Raw genomic sequence first — 22,520 nt, forward strand, 5'->3', positions numbered from 1 at the left:
TCGAAGGTCACACGACCGAAATCCCGTGGCGGGATTCCACGCCGTTTACGGCGTGGAGGAGGTCAATAAGATGGTATAGCCTTTTCAAGGCAGCAGATAGATAAACATGCTTTCTGAGGGTTTGCAATGAGACAGATTTGTAGCTAATTACGAGGTGTTCGTGTTTGTCGGACCTCTGCTCCGTCTCTGATGAGGTCTTCACATGACGGACACACTCGTGGTTTCTCGACCTCAGTTGGGGTGAATACTCTTACATATCGCTTGGTGACGAATCCACCACAGTTCTGGCACTTAGGCATATGCGCGACCTATCGTTGTACCTAAATATTCTTTGTGGGTAATTTCCATTTAGAGACATTCGAGTTTCCAAGTTAACTATAGGAAAATCTACAGTTGGTGTCATACCTACGCGTCTAGTCTTGGTCAACTGCCCCGCGCACGGTGGCGCGGGGCTTGTCAGTGAACTCGGCCTCTATCGACTGTGGTTAGTCGGACGGGACAAATCCCCGGTTCGGCGTCACCGTTCCTGACTTCAGGGCAAGTTGACTGTCGCCCGTCCGCCGCGAGGACTGTAGCCCGCGACGGACAAACCGCCACCCAACATTCTTCGCACCCACATAATCTGCATTCTGAGTCGCGCCACACGACTCACACTCGAACTCAGCCTGCCGCACTCGGTTCCTCTCGCTCGTATGCCCACACTCGGGACACCGCCGACTCGTATTCTTCGGGTCTACAAACTCGACGCTAATTCCTTCGGCTTCAGCCTTGTACTCCACGACGTCAACAAGTTGTCGGTGCGCCCACTGGTGGAACATTTTCACTGGGGGCGAACGCTCTCGGATGTGATTCAGATCCTCAAACGCGATATACTCGCAGTCGTGTGTCTGTGCTTCTTCGAGAATTCGGTTGGTGACTTGGTGGAGTTGGTCACGGAGATACCGTGACTCCCTCCCGCTCATCTGCTGAATTGTCCGATGGGCGGATCGTGTACCGGTCTGCTGGAGGTTGCCGCGAATCCGCTCGAACTCACGATGTCGGTGCCTGAGTTCCCTGCCGGATGCGAAGTACGCTGTACTGGTGGTGGCGATGTTGACGATGCCAAGGTCAACGCCGAGAACGGTCCTGTCCTCGTCGTCATCCTGTGTTTCGACCTGTTTCTCAGGCTCGTCTTTGCGGAACCCGAGGTGGAGGTAATACTCACCATCACGCTTTGACAGCGTGGATTCTGTTACTTCCCACTTGTCATCGGTGAGGTATTCGTGTTGATACCCGTCTTCTTCACCGGGAAGTTCAGGTCACACCGAATCCAACCATCGACGGTGGAGAGCGAAACAGACCCGTCATCAGACAGCGTCATCGTCCGTGTATCGTATTTCATCGTGTTACTGGTGAACTCCGGTCGGGACGTTTTGTAGTGTTCGTCGAGGTCTTTGATTGCTTCGACACCATCGAGCGCGACTGCGGCTTGGTGGCTGGCGAGAATCGCGTGTTGACTTCCGAGACGTGTTTCATCCAACACCGGGTCGTAGGCGAGGTCTTGGAGGTAGGTTTTCCGCGTTTCACCGTGTTCCCATCCAATACGACTGCTGATGTTGCAAGCAGTTTTCCACTCGCTGATGGTAGTATCAAGCAAGTCCTGTTGCTCGGTGGTGAGGATGGGGCGGGTGATTGCGGTACGTCTCAGGTAGTCGTCTGCCACGGGTTTCAGTAGATGGTAGAGGTAGTTAATAGCTCGTGGTTAGTGGCAACGAGTGTCGGCTTCAACCCCGCCCACGGTGGGACGGGGAATCCGCCTCACTACTTATTTGAATTCGTCAAGGAGGTCTTGGCGGCTAGTGCGGGAGTGTCAGCCTTGGAGGGTGAGACACCCCCCCCGCGTTTCATGAGAGTTTAGTGCGAGGCAACGAGTTGGTGTTTCGGGGGCCCCCGGTTTTCACGAGAGTTGTGTCAGTGCCAAGTCGGTTGGTGTCTCGTGAAATACGGGGTGTGGTATCGAAAGAGAGTACTTATCAACATCGGAAAACTCGCTGGTGTCCGTGAGGACGAGAACGGCGACTCAAAGAACTGGGGCAAGCACGGGAAGATAGTGGGTTAGGAGTAACGTGGTTGTTGACGAGGATTTTGGGAATCAGTGAGAGAGATGCCGGTGTTGAGGAGTGGTTGGTTTGCCCCCCACCCCCCGTTTTTCACGAGAGTTGGTGTCGAAGACAGTGTAGACGAAATCATGTCTAACGCTCCTTCCTCTGGAAGCGACATAGAAATAAACTGGCTGTGTTAGTTTGCGGATATGGTTTGTCTGGATCCGTCTTAAACTTTTCCTCATGTAAAGTTTGTTCTCGACCACCTCCCCGAGGTTCTGACGGGAACACTCGTGAAATGTGGGGGGCGGGGGTCGAGGGTTACGTCCGTGCGCGTGGAAAAATTGTCTCGTTCCTCTCGTGAAGCGGTGGGTGTGTCTCGTGAAACGGATGACTCTCGTGAAGCGGTGGTTTTATGTCACACGCTGTGTCTGTCATCTATACGATGGGCTTGGAACCGTTCTCTCCTGACTCGACGATTTTCCGTGATGAATCTGTCTTACGGGACGGCTATCAGCCCGACCGCCTCATCGAGCGCGACCAAGAACTCGATCAGTACCAGAGCGCGCTCAAACCCGTCATCAACGGGGCACCGCCGAAAAACCTGTTTCTGTACGGGCAAACTGGTGTTGGGAAGACACTCTCCTCGCGAATGGTCGTCGAGCGACTCACGGAAGATCAGGAGCGAATCGACGGTGTCGATATTCACGTCGTCGAACTCAACTGCAAATCGTTAAATAGTAGCTACCAGGTCGCTGCGAACCTTATCAATCAGTTCCGTCCGCCGGATGAACAGATTAAGCCGACCGGCTACCCGAGTGGCATGATTTATAATATGCTGTTCGAGGAATTGGAAGCGCTCGATGCAACGCACTGCTTGGTGGTGCTCGACGAAATAGACGCAATTGGGAACGACGACGATATTCTGTATAAACTCCCGCGAGCGAACGATAACGGAAATGTTGAGGAGACGTACGTTGGTGTTATCGGTATCTCGAATGATTTCACGTTCCGCGATAACCTCTCTGCGCGGGTGAAAGATTCGCTAGCTGATGAGGAGATTCACTTCCCGCCGTACGATGCGAATGAGCTCGGGAACATTTTGAAGCAGCGGGCTGGCGAGGCGTTCCACGGCACAACTGCTGAGCAACGTGATGATGGGAGTTACGAGTTACAGTCTGACATTTTGGAGGGGGATGTGATTCCATTGTGTGCGGCGTTCGCTGCACAAGATTCGGGGAGTGCTCGGCAGGCGCTGAAGCGGTTGTATAAAGCAGGAGATCTGGCTCGGGACCAGGAGTCGGAGGTGATTACAGAAGCGCACGTTAGACAGGCTGATGAAATTGTGGAGCGCGATAAGGTTCGTGAGGAGCTACGGCGATTGCCGACGCAGAGCAAGCTGACGTTGTATGCGTTGTTGTTATTGGAACGGGACGGGAAGACCCCATCGAAGCGTAACCGGATTTATAAACGGTATGTGATGGCTGCGAAGCGGATTGATGCAGATGTGCGGACAGACAGAACGATTCACGATCGGTTGTCGCAGTTAACGTTGAAAGGGTTCCTCGATGTGGACGAACAGAACAAGGGCCCGAATGGAGGGTCGTATTACGAATACGAATTCTCAATTCGACCGGATCTTGCGCAGGAGGCGCTTGAGGAGGAAGAGCGGTTAGATGAGTTGTTCGATACTGGTGGGGCATCGACGACGCTCGACTCGGTGTCAGTTACCCACGACTGAAGTCGTGGGCTTGTCAGTGGACTCCCCTTCTACCGTCGCATGGACGGAGGCGTTGTAATCGCCATTCAGGTTCAGCGTCCCTGACGGTAGCGCACACTGACAGGGTGCGCCTCCACCCGAAGACGTCTGCCCCGAGTGGAGCGTCTTGAGAAGTTTGCGAGCGATGTTCTTGCTCGCGTGGTAATCAGCGTTCAGTTCGTACTCACACTTCTGGCACACGAACTGGTGCTTCGACCGCCGATTGGTTTCGTGGGTAAACCCACACGAAGAACACCGCTGACTGGTGTACGCCGGACTCACCTGCTCGATCGAGATGTCGTATATCTCAGCTTTGTACTCGACGTACTGGTAGAGGCGTCGGAACGCCCACGCGTGGAACCGCTTCGCACCAGCCATCCGATTGCGAATATCCGTCAGATTCTCGAACGCGATATGCGTACAGCCGTGGTCGAGGGCTTCTTCGAGAATCCGGTTCGAGGCACGGTGGAGTTCGTCCTGCATCCAACGGTGTTCGCGGTCTTTCATTGACTGAATCGACAAGTGTGCCGACCGCGTTCCAGTCTGTTGCATCGACCCGCGAGTCTTCTCGAACTCTCGGCGTCGATGATTCACCTCGTCTGCGTTCCCGATGAACGCGCCTGTGGAAGTCACGGCGAGCGAACCGTCCACGTTCAAGTCAACACCAAGGACTGTTCTGTGCTTGGCGGCAGAAGGAGTCGTGGACTGGCCTTGTTCGTCTGTGGTTCGGCGCATCCGAGCGTGGAGGTAGAACGACTCTGAGGCACGGTCGTACTGTAACGTGGACATTCGGAACTCGTAGTCCTCGTTTAGCAGGTACTCACCAATTGGCGTCCCCTCTGAGTCGTCGGGAATCACGTAGTCGCACTCGACGCGACCGTTTACGGTTGAGAGGGAAACGTGGTCGCGGTGGAACGTCGCACTTCGCTTATCATAGACGACGCTCCACGCATCGAAGTGCGGCTGACTCGTCTTACCGCCTTTTTTGAGCCGGGCAACACCGCTTTTGGTGGCCTCGATAGCACGCCGAACCCCTTTCTGAACGAGGTTTGCAGTCAATTCCGTCTCGTTTCGGAGTTATTCGTAAAGGGCGTTCTCGGCGTTCTGTTTCGAGGTCACGCAGTAGTCGTTCGGGTGTCTCCACGCCCACTCTGCGGTGGTGTTCGCACAGTGGAGGAACTGGTCTTTGGTCTGATGGAGGTCGTCGCACCGCTCTGTGGGTACGTCGAGTTTGACTTTGACGGTGCGAATCACGTCCTCCATCCGTATTTCACATATCGTGTTATCTATTTATAATGTCTGCGGTTGGCGTGGGGAGGCGGACTGCTATCGCTCGTGGTTTGATTCGAGGTTTGTCGGATTCCTCCCACGGCTTCAGCCGTGGGCTTCCTCCTTGCAGCTATGTGAACCGCCTCGGGGTCACGCCCCGAGGCACTCGGCCTGCTCCGCCTGTAGAGGATATCATCGATATCGTCCTCACCGACGGTTCGTGTTCGTCACCGGTGTGCGCCTCGGCCTCCCAGAACGGGTCGTCTAGGTTAATCTCGGCTATGGTGTCCTCGGTGTCGGTAAGCCACCAGACGACGGCGTTTGCTCCGACGGTGCGGCGTTCGACTCGGCCCTGTTCGTGGAGGGTGATTAGCTTCTGGCGGGCGGCTTCCGAGCTACAGTCGAGGAGTTCGCCGAGTTCTTTCGCGGTGGCGACGGGACTGTCGGTTTGGCGGATGGCTTCGACGACGTCCTCGAGGGAGATTGTCCCGACGTACTGGTCGTGGTCGTTCCGTTCACGGTCTTGACTCATGACTACTCTTTAGGGCGGGGGGATGTCACTCCGGTGCAAAATTGCAGATGAGGCGCTCATTGACGCCAGGTGAACTACGTCGCATCCGATGTCGGCTCTCCCGTTCCACGATAGTATATGACTGTAGCGCGTTGGGAACCTCGGAATAGGAGACCATCCAATCATTTTCGACCTCTCGGAGACACTCGGCGAACTTCTGGTGATTGAACTCCTCGCCATAGACGTCTTCTGCACCGAGATAGGGCGGATCACAGTAAAAGAGGACATCGACGGCAGAATCGTCGTAGTTCTCCAGAATCGCCTGGTAGTCTTGATTCTCGATGGTGACCTGGCCAAACCGCTGGGCCAACGTCTGGATGCGTTGTCTAGCATTGTCGAACGTCCGCGCTGGCGAGCGCTTCGCCCGCGCCTTGAAGCCGTTCGGGGAGGAGGACTCGCCGACATACTGCATGTATCGTAGTGAGAAAAAGCGGCCTGCGCGTTCAATCGGATCGTCTGGTCGAATACCATCATAGAACTCCGTCACCCATTCTTCATACTGCGCCCGCGAGTACGGCACGGCCTGCAACCACTCTGCTAACTCACCTGGGCGATCGCGAAGTACGCGAAAGAACTGGGTCACGTCCTCGTTGTGGTCGTTGTAGATCTCGTACTTCGACCGTGGCTTGTTATAGAGTACCCCCGCTGCCCCACCGAAGACTTCGACATAGGTATCATGTGCAGGCATCGTCTCAATAACCCATTCCGCGATGCTTCCTTTACCGCCAGGATACGGAAACGTGCCTGAATGAGAGCTCTGTTGAGGAGAGTATCCGCCGGGACTGTCGGCGACGCCTGGCTTCCGTGGATGAAATACGCGTGGCGCTCTGCCTGCCCCACCTTTGCTGCTAAGCAAACCTAACTCCTCCATCGCATCCAAAGTGTTCCGAACAGTCCGTTCTGCGGGCGGCTCGCCATCGATTGCCTCTTGCACATCAGTTGAGCGAAATGTTCGTTCAAATTCTAACAGGCGAAGCGCTGCATCCCAGATTCGATCGCGCTGAGTCGGCACTTGTTGGAACATATCTTCCAAGAACAAGTCGGTTACGGACTCTATTTCTGTTGTTCAATTCATAGAGACTCCTCATATTTATCTGACTGTTATCAAATGAATCTGAAATACAGTTTCCCCTCGCCTTTTCTTTTGATTCGAAGTCCAAAACCACGACCTGGTCGTGAGTGCGACAGGAAGAAGCGAACGAGAGATAATCTGAAGCAGTTCCCGCTCACTGGTTCGTCGGAAAAACGCTTTACACCCCCACTAAACCCACAGTAGTCTAACTTCCAACAGTGTTAGATTTGTTATCGCGATATATGGTTTATGAGTATTTTGGTTATTTCGCGGGTATTTCTGTGTTGTGTGGTTGTCCAAACCAGACAACCATGCACCACAAATACTAATATTATTGATTGAATTGGCCTACCTGCCAGAAATCATGTCTTCAAAACCACTCTCAAACAAAGCGACTCAGCTTCTATCCAGAAAGCACCTCCCCCAACGGGGAAATATAATGGAGGCAGAGTACGTATCTCAGAATATGAATAGTGAGACCACTGGAGATGCACTCCCTGCTGGCGCGCACCGCGAGGCAGCGGGAGCTTTTGTTGAGCGCGCACGGTCTCACCACGCCGAGGTCCTTGTCGAATTGTACATCTTCGGGTCAACCGTCCGTGGCGAAGCAAGTGGTCGGTCGAGTGACGTTGATGTTCTCATCGTCCTCGAAGATACTCCCGACCAGGACGCTCTCGCTGACTCTCTACGCGATATCGCATACGACGTGATGCTTGAGTATGGGCCGCTCGTCGAACTCCACATTTTGGCCGAACCAACATTCAAACGTCACCGACGAGAGGGGAACCCATTCGTCCGAAATGTCCTCCGAGAGGGTCGTTCGTATGCCTGATGATGAAGCACCCAGTGATGCTGAAATCGAAGATCAACTCCAGCAGGCGCACCAAGCACTCGCTGACGCGGAAGGGGCACGAGATGCAGGGCTCTCCGACGCAGTCGTAATCAACCGTCTGTACTACGCCTGCTTTCATGTCTCACAGGCCGCCCTATACGACCGAGGGTACGACCCCAGCACCCACGGCGGAGTTCTCACCCTATTTAGGTCTGAGATTGTTAGTGAAGGCGATGCATCGCGCAATGACGGCCGCTTCTTGAACGACCGTGAGGAACTCCGTCAGCAGGCCGACTACGGCTATGGAACTCTCGACGAGGATATCGATGCACTCCTCGCACGAACTGACAAGTTTGTCTCCAAAATGGAATCTTTGTGTTTAACTGTCGACTGATATGCCTAACTACGCTCAGTTCAATGACCTTGACGAGTTTGAGCAGTTCTATAGGGAGCAGATTATTCCAAAACTGCGTAACGACCCCGATTTTGACGCCGACCCTCTTCAGGAGACACCAACGTACCGGTGGCTCAAGACAAACTTCTCGGGATTCGTTGAACGCCTTCGGCGCGACCACGCCCTCTCACCTGGCGAGTTCTACGACACCGTCGGCCTTCCCCCGAATCCCACTGAATCAGACAATAACTGGCATATCTCCCACGAACCCACCGTTCGAGGCCTCGAAGACTATCTTGAAGAACTAGAACGTGACCGAGGACGCGCTGAGACTACAGTTGGACCCCGGCGATCAAGATTGAAAACCTACGTCACCACATACCAGAAAGTCAATGAAACAGGCGACCTCCTCTCACCGCTACTGGACGAAAACGCGAAACCCGATGAAATTGCACGCGTACGAGACACATTCCGTGTCCTTGATGAAGAGTTGGGGACGCTTGCCTCGAAGAAGAAGTACGTCTCAGCGGTGAAAAACTGGTATACATTCCTCGAAGAGATGGGTCGTGGACTCTACAATCCGGCCGAGAATCTCTTGAACCGCTTCGGATGGGATGAAGATCCTCGGTACGACCATCCCGCCCTCAGTCGCGACGAACTTGATCGGCTACTCGCCGCCGGCGACGACGACGAGCGCTTCCTTCTGCTTGCGCTTGCCGGATGGGGACTCCGTCCCAGAGAGGCATGTGAACTGCACGTAGACCAGCTAGTCCTCGACCCCGCTGATGAGGATGTCCCCTACATTGAGTTTGAGGCAGGCCAGCGAAAGAACGCACGGCGTACTCGGAACACGGTTGAGCTTCTCGTCGGCGTTGACGCCATCGAAGACCGCATCAACGCTCTCGGTGAACACGACGATTGGACAGGCTATCTCTTTCCTGGACAGTCGATTGAACATCCGATATCGACGGAAACGGCGCGACGGTGGTTCCGTGATCTCGGCGAGCGCGCCGACGTCACCATCGCTGACAGCTACCCACTCCCGAAGATGGGGCGACGGACGTGGTATCGCCTTTATCGCCAGCAGCGCCCAACCATCGAAGCGGGAACAGCGGCTGTCGCAGCCTCGCAAGGAAGCCGCGATGCGTCCGTCTCCGAACGCAACTACCTCGACGAACGGACGCGACGGCAGGCTCGCGCCGACGCAATGCGTGACCTTGTGCAAGGCGAGTTTGCGGGTATTTTCGACGAGTACCTCTGATTTTATACTGAATAAATGGACTCGCTGTTATAAATTCCATAATGCTATACTGAACTGCTGAGCTGAAGATGGCAACGTCACTCTCAATCGCTTGGATTTGTCTAGTGAGTTGATTGTGTGCTAATTCTGTCTTGTGGGTAAATATGGGTAAAGTATAAGTGGGTAGTATGACAGAGAGCATGACCGTGACGGTGTACCGAAACGATGGCGGGTGTAGGAACTGCGGACACTACGTTGCCCGAGACGATCTGTTGGACTGCTATGGCGACGGAGAAAAGATGGACGAAGCTTGCCCGAACTGCTTCGTCCCACACTTCCAGTAACCCGCGTTGGCGTACCGTGGTTCGATTCCACGGGCGGGCATGAGGTAAACAATGAATACAGATTCGCCTACTGAATCGATGATCGAGACCCTCAACACCCTGAAACAGATGGACGTGGACGCCGCTCGCGGTGTCCGTAACCAGACCGACCTTGACCGACGCCGCTTCAAGACGACTCACGAGCAAAATCCGGACTACATCGACGTGCTGCTCGCTGGCGACGGAATCATCGTCATCACCGACCGATACGAGAAAGAAGACTTTGCATGGTCCGGGCGGCTCGATGACCAAGAACTACTGGATAATCTAGTCGAGGACGGCGTTCTTACGGAGGAAAAGCAATGAAAGTCGAAGTCTCAGCCACCGATATAGACGAGAAGAAAGCAGACGACCGAGGGCGCGTCACGCTCGGAAGCGAATACGCGGGGAAGACCGTGACAGTCGCAGTCGTAGAAGTCGAGGAGGAAAGTGAGAGCGAATGACCTTCGGTTACTTTTCCCCCGGATTCAATCCATTCTAGTGTCCGCCATGCAGCAGCAGTAGTAAGAATCGCTGCAACGCCGTCTGCTTCGATCCGATTGATGGGCCTCTGCTGGTCTTGGGGATAGCCATTGCGGTATTGGGTTCAATAAGACTATTGCGGAGAATGGAGCGTGAAAACGAATGAGCGGGGATGACCACGACGAGATACCGAAGCACAACAGGAGTCGGAGCCGTGTCGAGAATATCCCGGTTGCTGGTTGGCTTGATTCGGAAATAATGAGTAGAGATGGCGTGGGGTTGGCTTTCGCGGTCGGGGGTTGGTTATCTCGGGGCAGGGATTGGGGCATTTACTGTCGTACATGGCGTAGACCCTGTTATCTACGGGGCGATATGGATAGCTGCTGGAGTGATTCTATCGTACCACTCTATAATCAATCACGGTTCCGCCGTAAAAAGACTGAGTGAGAATGAATGAGTGATCCCGAACCGCGCACGATGGCAGATGAGAGGCAATTACAATCCCGAGTCCTAAAAATAGGCCGTGGGTTTGCCAAAGGGGGCGTATTCAGCCTCTTTATTTTCCCACTGGTCGGGGACCTCGCGGGGTACAGCTCACCGATCTACACAATTGCAGTCATCACCACTGCACTTGCCGGGACATGGTTCGCGTACCGCTGGGAAACCTTGGAGGTGAACAATGCCCTGTAAGCGATGTGGGAGCGACGACACCGATCTCGGCATATTCGATGAAAACGGCGTGATGCAAGATTATTGCGTCAAATGCGGCAAAGAGATGCTGTTCGGAAGCTCATCAGAAGATGAACTCCGGGGAGAGAATGAGCGGCAAAGAACACGACGAGATGCCGAAGCACGTTACTGCCGAAGTCAATGTTGAGGCCCTGAAGAAAAACCTCGAAGGTAACGGAATGCACCACGTCTTCGGGGAGGACGGCACCCAGTTTGTCATCCGCGAACGCGAGGGAGACACAAGCGACGTCACAGTCCAGCCGAAGTTCCAGATCGTAGCTGAAGACGGGAAACCGCGCCGTGTTCTTGACAGACTTCTAAAATATTCTGCTGAAGATACCAACACAATATGACCAAGTACATTTGCCCCGATTGCGACGAGACGTTCGAGTTGATTGGTGAGGTGATGAAGCACCGAGAAGCGACCAACCACTCGCCCCACATCGTGAAACACAAGTCTCGACCGGAATCCGGGGAGAACGAGCGGTCGTGGTGTTCCCGGTGTGGCGAACGAATGGAGTACCACGCGACCGCCGAGTACGACGGTGAGAAGCACTGGATTTGTCCGGTCGAGGCGCGGGCGGTAGACGACGAGGAACCGCAGGAGCAGTTGGGCGCTTTTGCCAACGCTGAATAGACCTGTTGCTACAAATCAAGCCGTAGGGGGCTTCTCCCTTGTATTTTTCCACTCTGCCATAGCTAAGGCTTAAATACAAGCGCCATATTAGCTAGGCGCGTACGTGTCCGCAACCAGATTCGCCCCGGCAGGTTCGCACCCTATCTCGTTCGCCACCCACTGGCGAATCCCTGCCGAACACCAGTACGGCGACTGGGCGGACACACTCGCCGTCTACTACCTCCAACACGACAACCCGAACGCGACACTCGGCGAGCTGGCCGCAGACATCGAGATCGGCCTGAACCCCGACGACGGCGACCCACACGAGTTCATCAACCTGCCCGACGACCGAGCGACATGGCACCGCAACTACACCCCACTTGAACCGTGGATTCGAGCGCACGTTCTCCGGCTCGCCAACGGCTGGAAGTCGAAGCGACTCGCATCCTACCTCGAAAACCACGCCAGCGTCACTCGAACCATGGGGTTCCGAGAAGCCTCGTGAAAGTCGCCCACGACAACAACATCCCGGCACCAGACGACGTGTTCCAACCCGAGAAACAGGACGGTGAGTCTGAGCGGTCGGAGCGCCGGTTGACCGAGCGGAAGATGCGGGAGGTCTGGCACGAGGCGAAGCCGTTGGTGATGGATACCTTCCATCTCGATAGAGGCCAGAACGCCCAGATTCCCGAAGGGAGCTTCTGGGAAGTCCAAGCACTCGCGGGCACCCAGCAAGACACTTTCACCGAAGGCGGTGTCGAAGCCTTCCGAACCGCCACAACCCGCCCGGAAGACCAGAAACACACGGGGAGAACCCACCGCCACCACCTCCAGAAGCACTCCGTCGAGGAGGTTCGACGGATGCTTCGGGATACAACCACCCGGCTGGTGCAACGCGCTCGGCATAACGGTGAGTTGCAGGGGAAGGTGTGGGCGGCTATCGACGTGACGAAGGGGAATCCGTGGGCTGGTGAGATAGAGTGGACTGACGACAACCATCCCGAGGACCCCTACATTCTCGGGTATAAGGACGACGAGGACCGGAGCGCCGACTACTACTTCCAGTGGGCAACCATCCAAGTCGTCGGCCTCGACGTCCCACTCGTCCTCGACGCCTTCCCCCTCTCGCGTGGAACATCGAAGGCGGAGATCGTGGACGAACTCCTCTCCGGCGGTCTCGACATTCTGCCGGACATCGAGTTGGTGATGATGGACCGAGAGTTCGACTCGGAGGGCGTGAAAAACGTCTGTGACGACCACGGTGTCTACTACTTGAATCCGGCGCGGAAGAACACCCACGAACAGGTGATGTGTACGAAGCTCCGGAAGGCTGGGAAGAAAGTGCGGGTGGTGAAACAGAGCGCGTTCGAAGGCCCATCGCGCAAGCGGCTGTACCTCCCCGCCCGCAACACCGACATTTTCGAACCCAGCGACACCGACGACCGCGACACTAGTGACGGTGACAGTGGTGAGAAGAGTGAGGAGGAGCGTCGGGAGGGGTACCGGCAGAAGCACGCCCAAGCGTTCGTCGAGACGTTCGACGTGGACGTAGACGACGAAGACGGCCACATGTTCAGCGGGGTTGTTGACGAGGTGCGCGAGCAGGAAGCCGCCGAGGACGACCGTGTTGATGACGAGGCTGTGGAGGCGTATGCGTTGTTCGAGACGAACCATCCGGCGCTGGACCCCGAGGACTCAGCGACCGAAGAGCAGTTGCTCGGACGAGTGCGTGGGTTTGTTGAACGGTACAGCCATCGCTGGGGAATCGAGAACGGCTACAAGCAAATCAAACAGTTCCGTGTCCGGACGACCTCGAAGGACCACCGGTATCGGTATTTCTGCTTCGCGTTCGCGTGCGTCCTGTATAACGTCTGGCGGCTCGTGGATTTGCTGGTGAAGCTGGCGTTCGAGGACGACCCGGACTACAGTCCGCGAGTGAGCGCGGGCGTGTTCTTGACGCTCGCCAGCCAGAATCTCGGCCTCGACCCACCCGACTAGACACCGCGTTTCTTCTGTAGTATTCCCACTCCGTAGAGGCGTCACTGTGCTGTACCCCTGTTTTTCGCGTCGAGTATCTGTCTAGACCGCCGGAGTCGTCTAGACGAGTCTCTACCGAGTTGGTTGCGACCGCAAGAAGCGTCTAGACAAGTCGAATCCAAGCGATTATCTGGCTACCTTGCTATCTCGTCGCTGAACACTGACGTTGAGACTACAGCGGGTTTAGCAGGGCCGTAAACTACCCCGCCCTACTCGCCGCCTTCGGCGGCCCCTCCACCGGGTCCGTTTTGGCCCCCGTGGAGTGTATCAACACTACACACGGAGGCTGTTACGTGTGTGCGAACGCGCTTCCTCCCCGCCCTGCTCGCGTCTCTGACGCTCGCTGAGGACGGGGCCTCCGCGCTACCGCAAGGTGATTCGCTCGCGTTCGTAGAGTGCGACTGCAGCAGCAATACGCTCGTTTTCGTGATCTTCGAAGTATTCACGCACGAACTCTCGCAACGCATCGCTCTTCCCCCCGAACACACCAGCCTCGACAGCACCCTCGATGAGGAGGTCGAGGTCATTATGAACTGCGCCAGAATACCATATGCAGTGAGACGACCGGCCTCAACTTCTGCTTAGGCTTGTGTGTATGGAGCCCAACGGCTGTACGACCTACGACAAGCCATCGGAGACCTTCGCGACCTACCACAATGCCTGGTCGGAGATCGAGTTTGCCCTCACGGGCTCGGAACCGGCTGGCCACCTCTGGCTAAGCTACAGAAGTTCAAGGAGAAAGCCCACGGCTTTAGCCGTAGGAAGGTGTCAGTTGCCCACATACCTGCTAGGGTATAACACGGAATCCGGTGGGCCTCATTGGCCGGGCCACAACTCCTCGAAGGAGAGAAACGAGAGTCCCCCGGTGTGTCGCCGGTTCCCTCCGTATGCGTACTGAAAACTTGCAGATCGAACGATTGAAACCCTGAGGCGGGATTCCGCGCCGTTTTCGACGTGGAGGAGGTCAATGGAACCATAGCTATTAGTCAGACCAACGATAATGTGAGATTCAATTAATGGCCCGGCCAACCCGCCAGCAAACCAATAATAGTGACCACACGATAGAAACCGAGGAAGACGAAACTGAGAGTCAGAGCTGTCCGGAGTGTGACTCCGAGAATCTCACTACAAATGGCGAAAGTAGCGAAGTTGTCTGTGAGGATTGTGGACTCGTCATCGAAGAGCAGATGATTGACCGCGGACCAGAATGGCGTGCGTTCAATCATAGCGAACGACGAGACAAGAGCCGTGTCGGCGCGCCGACCACGCAGACGATGCACGACAAAGGATTAACTACCCAAATCGACTGGAAAGACAAAGACGCCTATGGGCGGTCCCTTTCCTCCGAGAAGCGCAGTCAGATGCATCGCCTCCGCAAGTGGCAAGAACGCATCCGCACGAAGGACGCGGGTGAACGCAACCTCCAGTTCGCACTTTCAGAAATCGACCGCATGGCTTCTGCACTCGGCGTCCCGCGCTCAGTTCGTGAGGTTGCGTCGGTCACGTACCGACGTGCCCTCAAAGAGGATTTGATTCGTGGTCGGTCCATTGAAGGCGTCGCCACTGGCTGTCTCTATGCAGCATGTCGGCAGGAAGGGATTCCCCGAAGTCTCGAAGAGGTCTCCGAGGTCTCTCGTGTTGACCAGAAGGAAATCGGCCGGACGTACCGGTATGTCGCAAAGGAACTCGGTCTGAAAATGAAGCCAGTAGACCCCAAAGAGTACGTGCCACGGTTCACGTCCGAACTGGATGTCAGTGAAGAGGTGAAATTGAAGGCGAACGAGATTATTGATGAGTCGACAGAGCAGGGCCTTCTTTCCGGAAAATCCCCGACAGGCTTCGCAGCTGCCGCCATATATGCGGCGTCACTCCTCTGTAATGAGAAGCAAACTCAGCGTGAGGTTGCCGAGGTTGCACAAGTGACCGAAGTCACAATCCGAAATCGATATCAAGAGCAGATCGAAGCATTCGGCATCTATTGAGCACTGAAAACAGAACTCAGTCACGCTCAGGGCCTTTGATTTAGCAACTATCAATTTATTCACCTGAATACCAGAGTATAGTAGCAGTAGTACGTAGTGTGAGTACCGCTTTCGTCACGGCGGAGAATGCCGTCATCGACGAAGTGTTTGAGGGCGCGCTTGGTCGGCTCGTGTAACCAGCCCGCTTCCGAGGATATCGGGAACGTGTGTCCTGTAATTTATATATGGGTGATATTTCACCGTCCAATTAGGACCCGCTTGAAGCGTCGTAGGCGGCCCCTACGAACTGTTCTAATTCTCCCAGAAATACCACAGATTGCTCATAACAAACTAAGTATATATTGTTTCGGAGAACGATGGCGCTGTATCGACCGCTTAGGCGCGACAAGAGGACGTTAAGTCCGCTCCAACCAAGGTTAGCAGTCATTTGTCGAGCTGTTGGTCAATCCTTACAGAGCAAAAAGTGCGCGAATAGTCGGTCGTCAGCGCCAGACCAGACGCATGACCAGAGACAGATCACCGCAGGAAGGGGTAGGATGAATAGTACACGAAACACGACACGACTCTTAGCAGTCATATTTTCGATGCTGCTAGTGACATCGGCAGTAGGAGCCGGCGCGCTGTCGAGTGTCGGGGTAACGCAAGCACAGCAAGCCAGCGACGTGCTGTACCGAGTGAACGCCGGCGGCAACACCGTGACACCATCGAATGGCCCGGACTGGTCCGGAAGCTACAACCAGTACGTGACCGGCGGATCATCGTACGGCTCGTACAGTGGCACAGTGTCTCTCGACAGTTCCGTGCCGTCAGGAACGCCGACGGACATTTTCGGCAATGAAGTGTACGGCGACCAAAACTGGACCTTCTCTGACAGCATCCAAAGCGGCCAACAGTACGAGGTCCGTCTCTACTTCGCCGAAATATACCACGGCGTGACCAACAACAATGGCGCGGACGCACGAGTCTTCGACGTCGCCATCGAGGGCCAGACGGTACTGAACGACTATGACATCGCCGCCGACGTCGGAACAGAGACCGGCGTGATGAAGTCGTTCACCGTCACGCCCTCCGACGGCACTCTTGATATTGACCTCACGACTGAGGTCGACAACGCCAAGATTTCGGCAATCGAAATCGTCGAAGCACAGCCCGAACCAAATACACTCGGCGGTCCGTCGAGCGTCAACTTCGGGCAAGTCATCACTGAGAGCTCAGCGACAGAAACGGTCACCGTGACGAATCTCGGTGACGACGGTGACCCGAGCATCGACATCTCGGATATCTCCCTCTCGGGCTCGGACACAGACGCGTTCTCGGCAGGGTCGGTGTCTCAGACGTCGCTCGCACCTGGCGAGTCCGCCAACATCCCGGTGACATTCTCACCGTCCGCGGTCGCCGTCGAAAGCGCAACGCTCGAAGTCAGCCATAGTGGGTCGAACACGCCGCTGACAGTCGATCTCTCCGGCGAGGGCGCAAGCGCGGTGGAGCCCGACTTCCAGAAGAGCAAACTTCAGGGCTTCAGCGCGGGCAACCCGACGGCCATCGACTTCGGGCCTGATGGGCGAGCCTACGTCTCGACGCAGGGTGGCACGGTGTACGCACTCAACATCACTCGGACCGGCGACAACAGCTACACGGTCGAAAACGAGGTCCAGATCGACGCCATCAAACAGATCCCGAATCACGACGACACCGGTGATTACAACCCCGGCGAAAACAATCGCCAGATTACTGGTCTAACCGTTGGCGGAACCGTCGAGAATCCAGTAGTGTACGTCTCCTCATCTGACCCGTCTATCGACGTCGGGCAAGATGACGATGACACGGACACCAACTCTGGAGCGATTTCGCGACTCGAAATCTCGCCTGGAAGCGATGGCGTGCTCGAAAGTAGCGAAATCAACCACGACGTATTGGTCATGGGGCTGCCTCGTTCCGAGGAGAACCACGCGACCAATGGGATCGATCTCTCGGCCGACGGCGATACGCTGTACGTCGCACAGGGCGGTCACACCAACAAGGGCGCGCCCGGCGACAACTTCGGTCATACGCCCGAATACGCGCTCTCGGCGGCCATCCTCGAAATCAACATCGCACAAATCGAGAACAACTACCAAGCGAAGGACCTCGCGACCTACGACCCGCAGGGTAGCGATCAGTCGTACCCGGCTCTCGACTTCTACTACGCCATTCCCACCATCCAGAACGACGATGCCACGGACGGCGACGACCTGCCGTTCGGCGGCAACGACGGGATCAACCAAGCGAAGCTAATCGAGGGCGGGCCGGTGCAGATTTACTCGGCCGGGTATCGCAACCCCTACGACCTGGTCGTGACCGAAAGCGGCCAGATTTACGCCGCGGATCATGGTCCGAACGGCGGCTGGGGCGGCCAGCCAGCTGACGCGAACGGGAACATCGTGGCCGACGCCGCGTCGGTGACAAACCACCCCAACGAGGATGGCAGCTTCTCGACCAACGACCAGCTCGTCAAGGTCGATGAGGGCGACTACGGCGGCCACGCGGCGCCGATCCGTGCCAACCCGACCGAGGCGGATATCTACGACGCGAACGGGAACATGATCTTCGACATTACAGCGTCGAACTCCCCCGTTCCGGAGAGCATGGTGAACCCGGTCGAGGCCGACTACATCCCGCCGACGAGCGGGTCACCCGACCCGGGCGCCCCGGCGGGCAGTGCGAACACGATGGAGACCGAGAGCGGTGACAAAGTCTTGTTCGGCCCGACCGGCGGAACGGCCGAGTACACCGCCTCGAACTTCGGCGGCGCGATGGAGGGCGACCTCCTGCAAGTCGAACTCGGCGGTGATATCGAGCGCATCGAACTGAGCGCCGACGGCTCAACGGTCACGAACGTCGAGACGCTCGCTAACACCGGCGGCCCGCTTGGCATCACCGCACAGGACGACGACGAAACGTTCGCCGGGACGGTGTGGACCGCGAACCATGGTGGTAACGACGTTACCATCCTTGAGCCGGTCGACTACGGCGATGACAGCGACGGCGGTGACGGCCAGCAATGCAGCGGCGCCGACGACGCCTCGCTTGACGAGGACGGCGACGGCTACGACAACGCTGATGAACTCGACGCGGGTACCGACCCATGCTCGGCGGCCTCCACGCCCGCCGACTTCGACGGTGACAGCACCTCGAACGTCAACGACCCCGACGACGACAACGACGGGCTTGCTGACACCGACGACCCGTTCGCGGTTGACGCGAACAACGGCATCGACACCACGCTCCCCGTCCAGCACGACCTGTCGGAGCTCAGCCTGTTCGGCGAGAACGGCCAGGGCTGGACCGGGCTAATGACCAATGGAACCGACTACCAGGACCTCTACGACACATCCCAGATGACGATTGGCGGCGCGGCGGAGGTCCTGACGGTTGAGCAGGTCCCGCCGGGTGACGCGTACTCGGACACGAATACCCAACAGTACGCGTTCCAGTACGGCGTCAATCCGCCGGACGAACCGTTCGTCGTCGAGACGACGGTGAGTAGCTTCCCGGACGACCCGGCGAACTACCAGTCCGCTGGTCTGTACATTGGCACTGGTGATCAGGCGAACTACACCAAGCTGGTCGTCGCGGCCGACGGTGGCAACGGCGGTATCCAGTTCGCGAAGGAGGTTGAAGATACCTTCAGCAGTCAGCCAACCGTCAGTGACAGCGCGGTCACGACGTCGAAGACAACGCTCCGCCTGACGGTTGACCCGACGACCGATCCCGCACCAGACAACGATGTCGACGAAGTCGCGGTGACTGCCGAGTATGAGGTCAACGGGAACGCAACTGAGGTCGGAACCACGGCCGTCCCGGCGACGTGGCTCGACACGTCCGACGGCGTCGCGCCCGCGGTGGGCGTCATCGCGACGTCTAACGGCGCGAGTCCGTTCCCGGCGACGTGGACCGACATCTCGGCCGAGTACGTGACTCCGCCTGTGAACCAGCCGCCGACGGCTTCGTTCACTTACTCGCCGAGTCAGCCGAACGCCACCGAACAGGTGACGCTCGATGCGTCCGGAGCGAGTGATTCGGACGGCTCTATTGCGAGCTACAAGTGGGACTTTGACGGCGACGGTCAGACCGACGCGACCGGCCAGCAGGTCACTCACGCGTTCGAAGCGGCAGGCGACTACCCGGTCACGCTAAACGTCACTGACGACGACGGCGCGAACGACTCGACGACCCAGACGGTCTCGGTCGTCGAGGTACCAAGCAAACCCCAGTCGGTCGCCGCGATTGTCGCAAGCCAGAGCGACGGTCCCGACGCGAACGACAGCAAAATCGACCTCCAGGAGATTCAGACCGCAATCGATTGGTGGGCTGAGGACGACCCCGTCCCAGGCACCGACGGCCAGACGCTGGGCCTCCAGGAGATTCAACAGCTCATCGATATGTGGGCTGAGGACGAATCGGTCGACGGTGGCGAGGGCGACCAGCCTGCCGCCACTGGCTCCGCGCTGGTCGAGATCACGCCCGACACGGGCCTCGAAACCAGCACCTACGGCAGCGGCTCCTACCAGGTCACGAACACCGGCGAGAAAAACATCACGTCGGTCTCCTTCGACCTGAGTAGTACTACACTCCCGGACATGGTGTTCGACCCGCAGGGCACCGCTGGTGACCCGACCGGTGAAGGCCTCAACATCGCGAGCGAGGGCGACACCAATATCCTCACCGAGCCCGGCACCGGCGAGGCGTTCAGCCAACCCCACAACGGTCAGAACGCCGACGACGGCTACGACGTGATGACCGTCGAGTTCGGCGACTTCCAGCCCGGTGAACAGGCCACCTTCTGGGCCGACAATGACCCAACCTCCATCAAGGGCGCGACCATCGGCTCCCAGGAGGCTGGCCCGGTCTCCGGACTGGAACTGGCCCGCGCGACGGTGACGGTTACCTACGAGGACGGCACCACCCAGACCACCCAGCTAATGGGCGACGGGAGCGACGGCGGCGCGACCGCCGTCGTCAACGGCAACGAGGCACCGGCGCCGACCATCGGTGCCCAGGACGTCTCGCTCGATTCGAGTGCGCTCGACGACTACCACAGCGCGGCGACGGTCTCGTCAGCCAGCCAGACCATCACGGTCACCGGACAGCCTGGCGAGACGGTCACGCTGGTGCGCGTCGAGGGCGAACTCACGCTGAAGAACGTCCCGGAGTACGATGGAACGACCGGCTACAACGTTGAGGCCTACGAGGCCAACGACGCCGAGGCGGTCGAGTACTACACGGCCACGCTCGACTCGAACGGCGAGGCGACGATTCCGGTCACGCTGACCAACACGACCGGCGATGAGGATGCGGGCAACGCGGGTTACAACTACTTCGTGGCCGCGCACGGTGAGGCCTCCGGCAACATGGGCCTCGCGTCGAACGTCGCAGTCCTGAAGTACGAGGAGGGTGCTGACTCCGGCGGTGACACCGGTTCCGCCGACTTCGCGGTCACTGCCAACAGCGGCGTTGACGCGAGCACCTACGGCGCCAACTCATTCGAGGTCACGAACACTGGCGATAAGCAGATTACGTCGGTCACCTACGACCTGAGTTCAGCGGCGTTCCCTGACGTCGTCTTTGACCCGCAGGGGACCGCCGGCGACTCGGGCTCGAAGGGCTTCACGCCCGACAGCGGCTCAAGCACAACCGGTCTTCAGGGCGGTTCGTTTGCCGCGCCACACAACGGCCAGAACGCTGACGACGGCTACGACGAGCTAACTGCGACGTTCAACGACTTCCAGAACGGCGAGACATTCGCCTTCTCGGTTGACATCGACCCGACCAGCATCAAGAACGCCCAGGGAACCGGCGCTGCGGGCTCGGTCTCCGGGCTCGAGATGTCGGGCGCGACGGTGACTGTTGCGTACGCTGACGGCACCACCCAGACGACCCAGTTGTTTGGTGACAGCAGCGACGGCGGCTCGCAGGCGACCGCGAAAGCGGACGTTGCGAGTGCGCCCAGCCTAGCCGTCGACGGCGTCTCACTCGACGCGAGCGCCCTCGACGGCCAGCACAGCGCCGCAACCGTCTCATCGGCCAGCCAGACTGTCACGGTCTCCGGTCCTGCGGACGCGACCGTGGAACTGCTCCACATCGAGGGGCAGCTCGAACTCGCCAACCAGGCCGACGGCTACGACCTCGAGGCATACGAAGCCAACACCGCCGAACAGGCCAGCTACCAGACCGTTCAGCTCGGCAGCGACGGCCAGGCCACGGTCGACGTGACCCTGACCAACACCTCGAGCAGCGGCGCCGAGGGCGGGTTCAACTACTTCGTCGCGGCCGTCCAGGACGCCAGCGGCGACACCGGCCAGACCTCGAACGTGGTCGCGCTGAAGTACGACCAGAACGCCGACTCCGGTTCGGACGACGGCGGTTCGTCGAGCCAGCAAGTGCTCCACCGCGTGAACGCCGGTGAGGGGACGACGCTCTCCGCTACGGACGACGGTCCCGACTGGACCGGCGTTGCGGACACGAGTTCGCAGTACCTCGCCTCGGTCGCCGAATCAAGCGCCGGGAACTACTGTGGCGGCGCAAACATCACACCCACCGAGTCGGTTCCGTCGAATACCCCTGACGCGGTGTACGATTGCGAGCGGTACGGCAACTCCACGTGGCAGTTCTCAGTGGATCCTGGTCAGGAGGTTGAGGTTCGACTCTACCACGGTAATCAGTTCTCCGGTGCCAGCAACCCTAGCGACCGCCAGTTCAACGTCTCTATCGAAGGCCAGCAGGTCCTAAGTCAGTACGACCCCGTAGCCGACGTCGGCCATGCGAACGGGACGATGAAGAGCTTCGTCGTCACCGACGATGGAGACGGCATCATCAGTGTCACCTTCGAGCAGGGAGCGGCCGAAAATCCGCAGGTGAACGCCATCGAAATCGTAACAAACGACGATTCTAACGGAGGGAGCTGACGATGCAGGCTCCTGATGATTGGGTTTGGACGCACAGTACGGGCGTCTCAATCACGCCCGTTACTTCGGCCGGACAGCGTACTGCAACGGCTCCTGTCCGGACCGAACGCTGCAGCTCAAACCCATTCCCACTCGGCGATACTGAC

15 protein-coding genes and 4 pseudogenes are annotated in these 22,520 nt (G+C 57.6%); 12 read left to right on the top strand and 7 right to left on the bottom strand.

The annotated features are described in order from the left end of the window. Positions 1–143: 143 nt before the first annotated feature. Together EPL00_RS24335 and EPL00_RS24245 are read right to left on the bottom strand one after the other, a co-directional pair. Positions 144–299, bottom strand: coding sequence for a DUF7563 family protein (locus EPL00_RS24335; RefSeq protein ID WP_449405137.1), 156 nt, complete (start codon positions 297–299; stop codon positions 144–146). A 186-nt stretch (positions 300–485) separates the two neighbouring features. Further along, positions 486–1,702: pseudogene (locus EPL00_RS24245) on the bottom strand (RNA-guided endonuclease InsQ/TnpB family protein). 824 nt (positions 1,703–2,526) lie between these two features. Here EPL00_RS24245 and EPL00_RS22660 point away from each other — a divergent pair. Continuing rightward, positions 2,527–3,822 carry a Cdc6/Cdc18 family protein gene (locus EPL00_RS22660; RefSeq protein ID WP_135855044.1) on the top strand — a complete coding sequence of 432 codons (1,296 nt, stop codon included), beginning with the start codon at positions 2,527–2,529 and terminating at the stop codon, positions 3,820–3,822. Here the strand turns inward: EPL00_RS22660 and EPL00_RS22665 are convergent. The 3 genes and pseudogenes from EPL00_RS22665 to EPL00_RS22675 form a co-directional block, all read right to left on the bottom strand. Then, positions 3,805–5,103: pseudogene (locus tag EPL00_RS22665) on the bottom strand (RNA-guided endonuclease InsQ/TnpB family protein). The gene EPL00_RS22660 and the pseudogene EPL00_RS22665 sit on opposite strands and share 18 nt — an antisense overlap. Positions 5,104–5,239: 136 nt before the next feature. Next, positions 5,240–5,641 carry a helix-turn-helix domain-containing protein gene (locus tag EPL00_RS22670; protein ID WP_135855045.1) on the bottom strand — a complete coding sequence of 134 codons (402 nt, stop codon included), beginning with the start codon at positions 5,639–5,641 and terminating at the stop codon, positions 5,240–5,242. A 25-nt stretch (positions 5,642–5,666) separates the two neighbouring features. Next, positions 5,667–6,704 carry a DNA adenine methylase gene (locus EPL00_RS22675; RefSeq protein ID WP_135855046.1) on the bottom strand — a complete coding sequence of 346 codons (1,038 nt, stop codon included), beginning with the start codon at positions 6,702–6,704 and terminating at the stop codon, positions 5,667–5,669. 487 nt (positions 6,705–7,191) lie between these two features. Between EPL00_RS22675 and EPL00_RS22680 the strand changes: the two genes are divergently transcribed. The 9 genes from EPL00_RS22680 to EPL00_RS22720 all read left to right on the top strand — a co-directional run bounded on the left by EPL00_RS22680 (position 7,192) and on the right by EPL00_RS22720 (position 13,409). Next, complete coding sequence (locus tag EPL00_RS22680; RefSeq protein ID WP_238398294.1) at positions 7,192–7,584, top strand: nucleotidyltransferase domain-containing protein; 393 nt, start codon at positions 7,192–7,194, stop codon at positions 7,582–7,584. Continuing rightward, the gene (locus EPL00_RS22685) at positions 7,577–7,978 is read left to right on the top strand and encodes a HEPN domain-containing protein (RefSeq protein ID WP_135855047.1); all 402 of its coding nucleotides are present in this window, start codon (positions 7,577–7,579) and stop codon (positions 7,976–7,978) included. Before EPL00_RS22680 ends, EPL00_RS22685 begins: the two co-directional genes overlap by 8 nt. A gap of 1 nt (position 7,979) precedes the next feature. Further along, positions 7,980–9,239 carry a tyrosine-type recombinase/integrase gene (locus tag EPL00_RS22690; protein WP_135855048.1) on the top strand — a complete coding sequence of 420 codons (1,260 nt, stop codon included), beginning with the start codon at positions 7,980–7,982 and terminating at the stop codon, positions 9,237–9,239. 374 nt (positions 9,240–9,613) lie between these two features. Continuing rightward, on the top strand, positions 9,614–9,907 hold the full coding sequence (locus EPL00_RS22695; RefSeq protein WP_135855049.1) for a hypothetical protein: 294 nt from the start codon (positions 9,614–9,616) through the stop codon (positions 9,905–9,907). After that, positions 9,904–10,044: a hypothetical protein gene (locus EPL00_RS23720; protein ID WP_202932752.1), complete on the top strand. Its 141-nt coding sequence runs from the start codon at positions 9,904–9,906 to the stop codon at positions 10,042–10,044. Before EPL00_RS22695 ends, EPL00_RS23720 begins: the two co-directional genes overlap by 4 nt. Positions 10,045–10,881: 837 nt before the next feature. Beyond that, positions 10,882–11,145, top strand: coding sequence for a hypothetical protein (locus EPL00_RS22705; RefSeq protein WP_135855050.1), 264 nt, complete (start codon positions 10,882–10,884; stop codon positions 11,143–11,145). Beyond that, on the top strand, positions 11,142–11,429 hold the full coding sequence (locus EPL00_RS22710) for a hypothetical protein (RefSeq protein WP_135855051.1): 288 nt from the start codon (positions 11,142–11,144) through the stop codon (positions 11,427–11,429). The genes EPL00_RS22705 and EPL00_RS22710 overlap by 4 nt, the downstream gene beginning before the upstream one ends. 103 nt (positions 11,430–11,532) lie before the next feature. After that, entirely contained in the window at positions 11,533–11,916 is a 384-nt protein-coding gene (locus EPL00_RS22715) for a hypothetical protein (protein ID WP_135855052.1), read from the top strand. Beyond that, positions 11,913–13,409 (top strand): transposase, encoded by a 1,497-nt coding sequence (locus EPL00_RS22720; RefSeq protein ID WP_135855053.1) that lies wholly within the window; start codon positions 11,913–11,915, stop codon positions 13,407–13,409. The genes EPL00_RS22715 and EPL00_RS22720 overlap by 4 nt, the downstream gene beginning before the upstream one ends. Positions 13,410–13,817: 408 nt before the next feature. On the opposite strand, the pseudogene EPL00_RS23940 reads toward EPL00_RS22720, so the two are convergent. After that, positions 13,818–14,000, bottom strand: a pseudogene (locus EPL00_RS23940) (UPF0175 family protein); the annotation flags it as partial. 464 nt (positions 14,001–14,464) lie between these two features. On the opposite strand from EPL00_RS23940, the gene EPL00_RS22730 reads away from it, so the two are divergent. After that, entirely contained in the window at positions 14,465–15,430 is a 966-nt protein-coding gene (locus EPL00_RS22730) for a transcription initiation factor IIB (RefSeq protein ID WP_135855054.1), read from the top strand. A gap of 77 nt (positions 15,431–15,507) precedes the next feature. Here the strand turns inward: EPL00_RS22730 and EPL00_RS24340 are convergent. After that, positions 15,508–15,627 (bottom strand): annotated as a pseudogene (locus EPL00_RS24340) (DUF7342 family protein); the annotation flags it as partial. 396 nt (positions 15,628–16,023) lie between these two features. On the opposite strand from EPL00_RS24340, the gene EPL00_RS22735 reads away from it, so the two are divergent. Beyond that, positions 16,024–22,374: a malectin domain-containing carbohydrate-binding protein gene (locus EPL00_RS22735; protein WP_162224315.1), complete on the top strand. Its 6,351-nt coding sequence runs from the start codon at positions 16,024–16,026 to the stop codon at positions 22,372–22,374. Positions 22,375–22,520: the final 146 nt, after the last annotated feature.

Origin of the sequence: Halorussus salinus, from assembly GCF_004765815.2 — an archaeon.
In the GTDB taxonomy this organism is placed as follows: Archaea; Halobacteriota; Halobacteria; order Halobacteriales; family Haladaptataceae; genus Halorussus; species Halorussus salinus.

What these genes read in the sequence shown, in the direction of transcription:
- EPL00_RS22670 (WP_135855045.1), bottom strand. Translation starts at nt 5,641, where the DNA reads ATGAGTCAAGACCGTGAACGGAACGACCACGACCAGTACGTCGGGACA.
- EPL00_RS24335 (WP_449405137.1), bottom strand. Translation starts at nt 299, where the DNA reads ATGCCTAAGTGCCAGAACTGTGGTGGATTCGTCACCAAGCGATATGTA.
- EPL00_RS22680 (WP_238398294.1), top strand. Translation starts at nt 7,192, where the DNA reads ATGGAGGCAGAGTACGTATCTCAGAATATGAATAGTGAGACCACTGGA.
- EPL00_RS22705 (WP_135855050.1), top strand. Translation starts at nt 10,882, where the DNA reads ATGAGCGGCAAAGAACACGACGAGATGCCGAAGCACGTTACTGCCGAA.
- EPL00_RS22695 (WP_135855049.1), top strand. Translation starts at nt 9,614, where the DNA reads ATGAATACAGATTCGCCTACTGAATCGATGATCGAGACCCTCAACACC.
- EPL00_RS22675 (WP_135855046.1), bottom strand. Translation starts at nt 6,704, where the DNA reads ATGTTCCAACAAGTGCCGACTCAGCGCGATCGAATCTGGGATGCAGCG.
- EPL00_RS22660 (WP_135855044.1), top strand. Translation starts at nt 2,527, where the DNA reads ATGGGCTTGGAACCGTTCTCTCCTGACTCGACGATTTTCCGTGATGAA.
- EPL00_RS22730 (WP_135855054.1), top strand. Translation starts at nt 14,465, where the DNA reads ATGGCCCGGCCAACCCGCCAGCAAACCAATAATAGTGACCACACGATA.
- EPL00_RS22710 (WP_135855051.1), top strand. Translation starts at nt 11,142, where the DNA reads ATGACCAAGTACATTTGCCCCGATTGCGACGAGACGTTCGAGTTGATT.
- EPL00_RS23720 (WP_202932752.1), top strand. Translation starts at nt 9,904, where the DNA reads ATGAAAGTCGAAGTCTCAGCCACCGATATAGACGAGAAGAAAGCAGAC.
- EPL00_RS22685 (WP_135855047.1), top strand. Translation starts at nt 7,577, where the DNA reads ATGCCTGATGATGAAGCACCCAGTGATGCTGAAATCGAAGATCAACTC.
- EPL00_RS22690 (WP_135855048.1), top strand. Translation starts at nt 7,980, where the DNA reads ATGCCTAACTACGCTCAGTTCAATGACCTTGACGAGTTTGAGCAGTTC.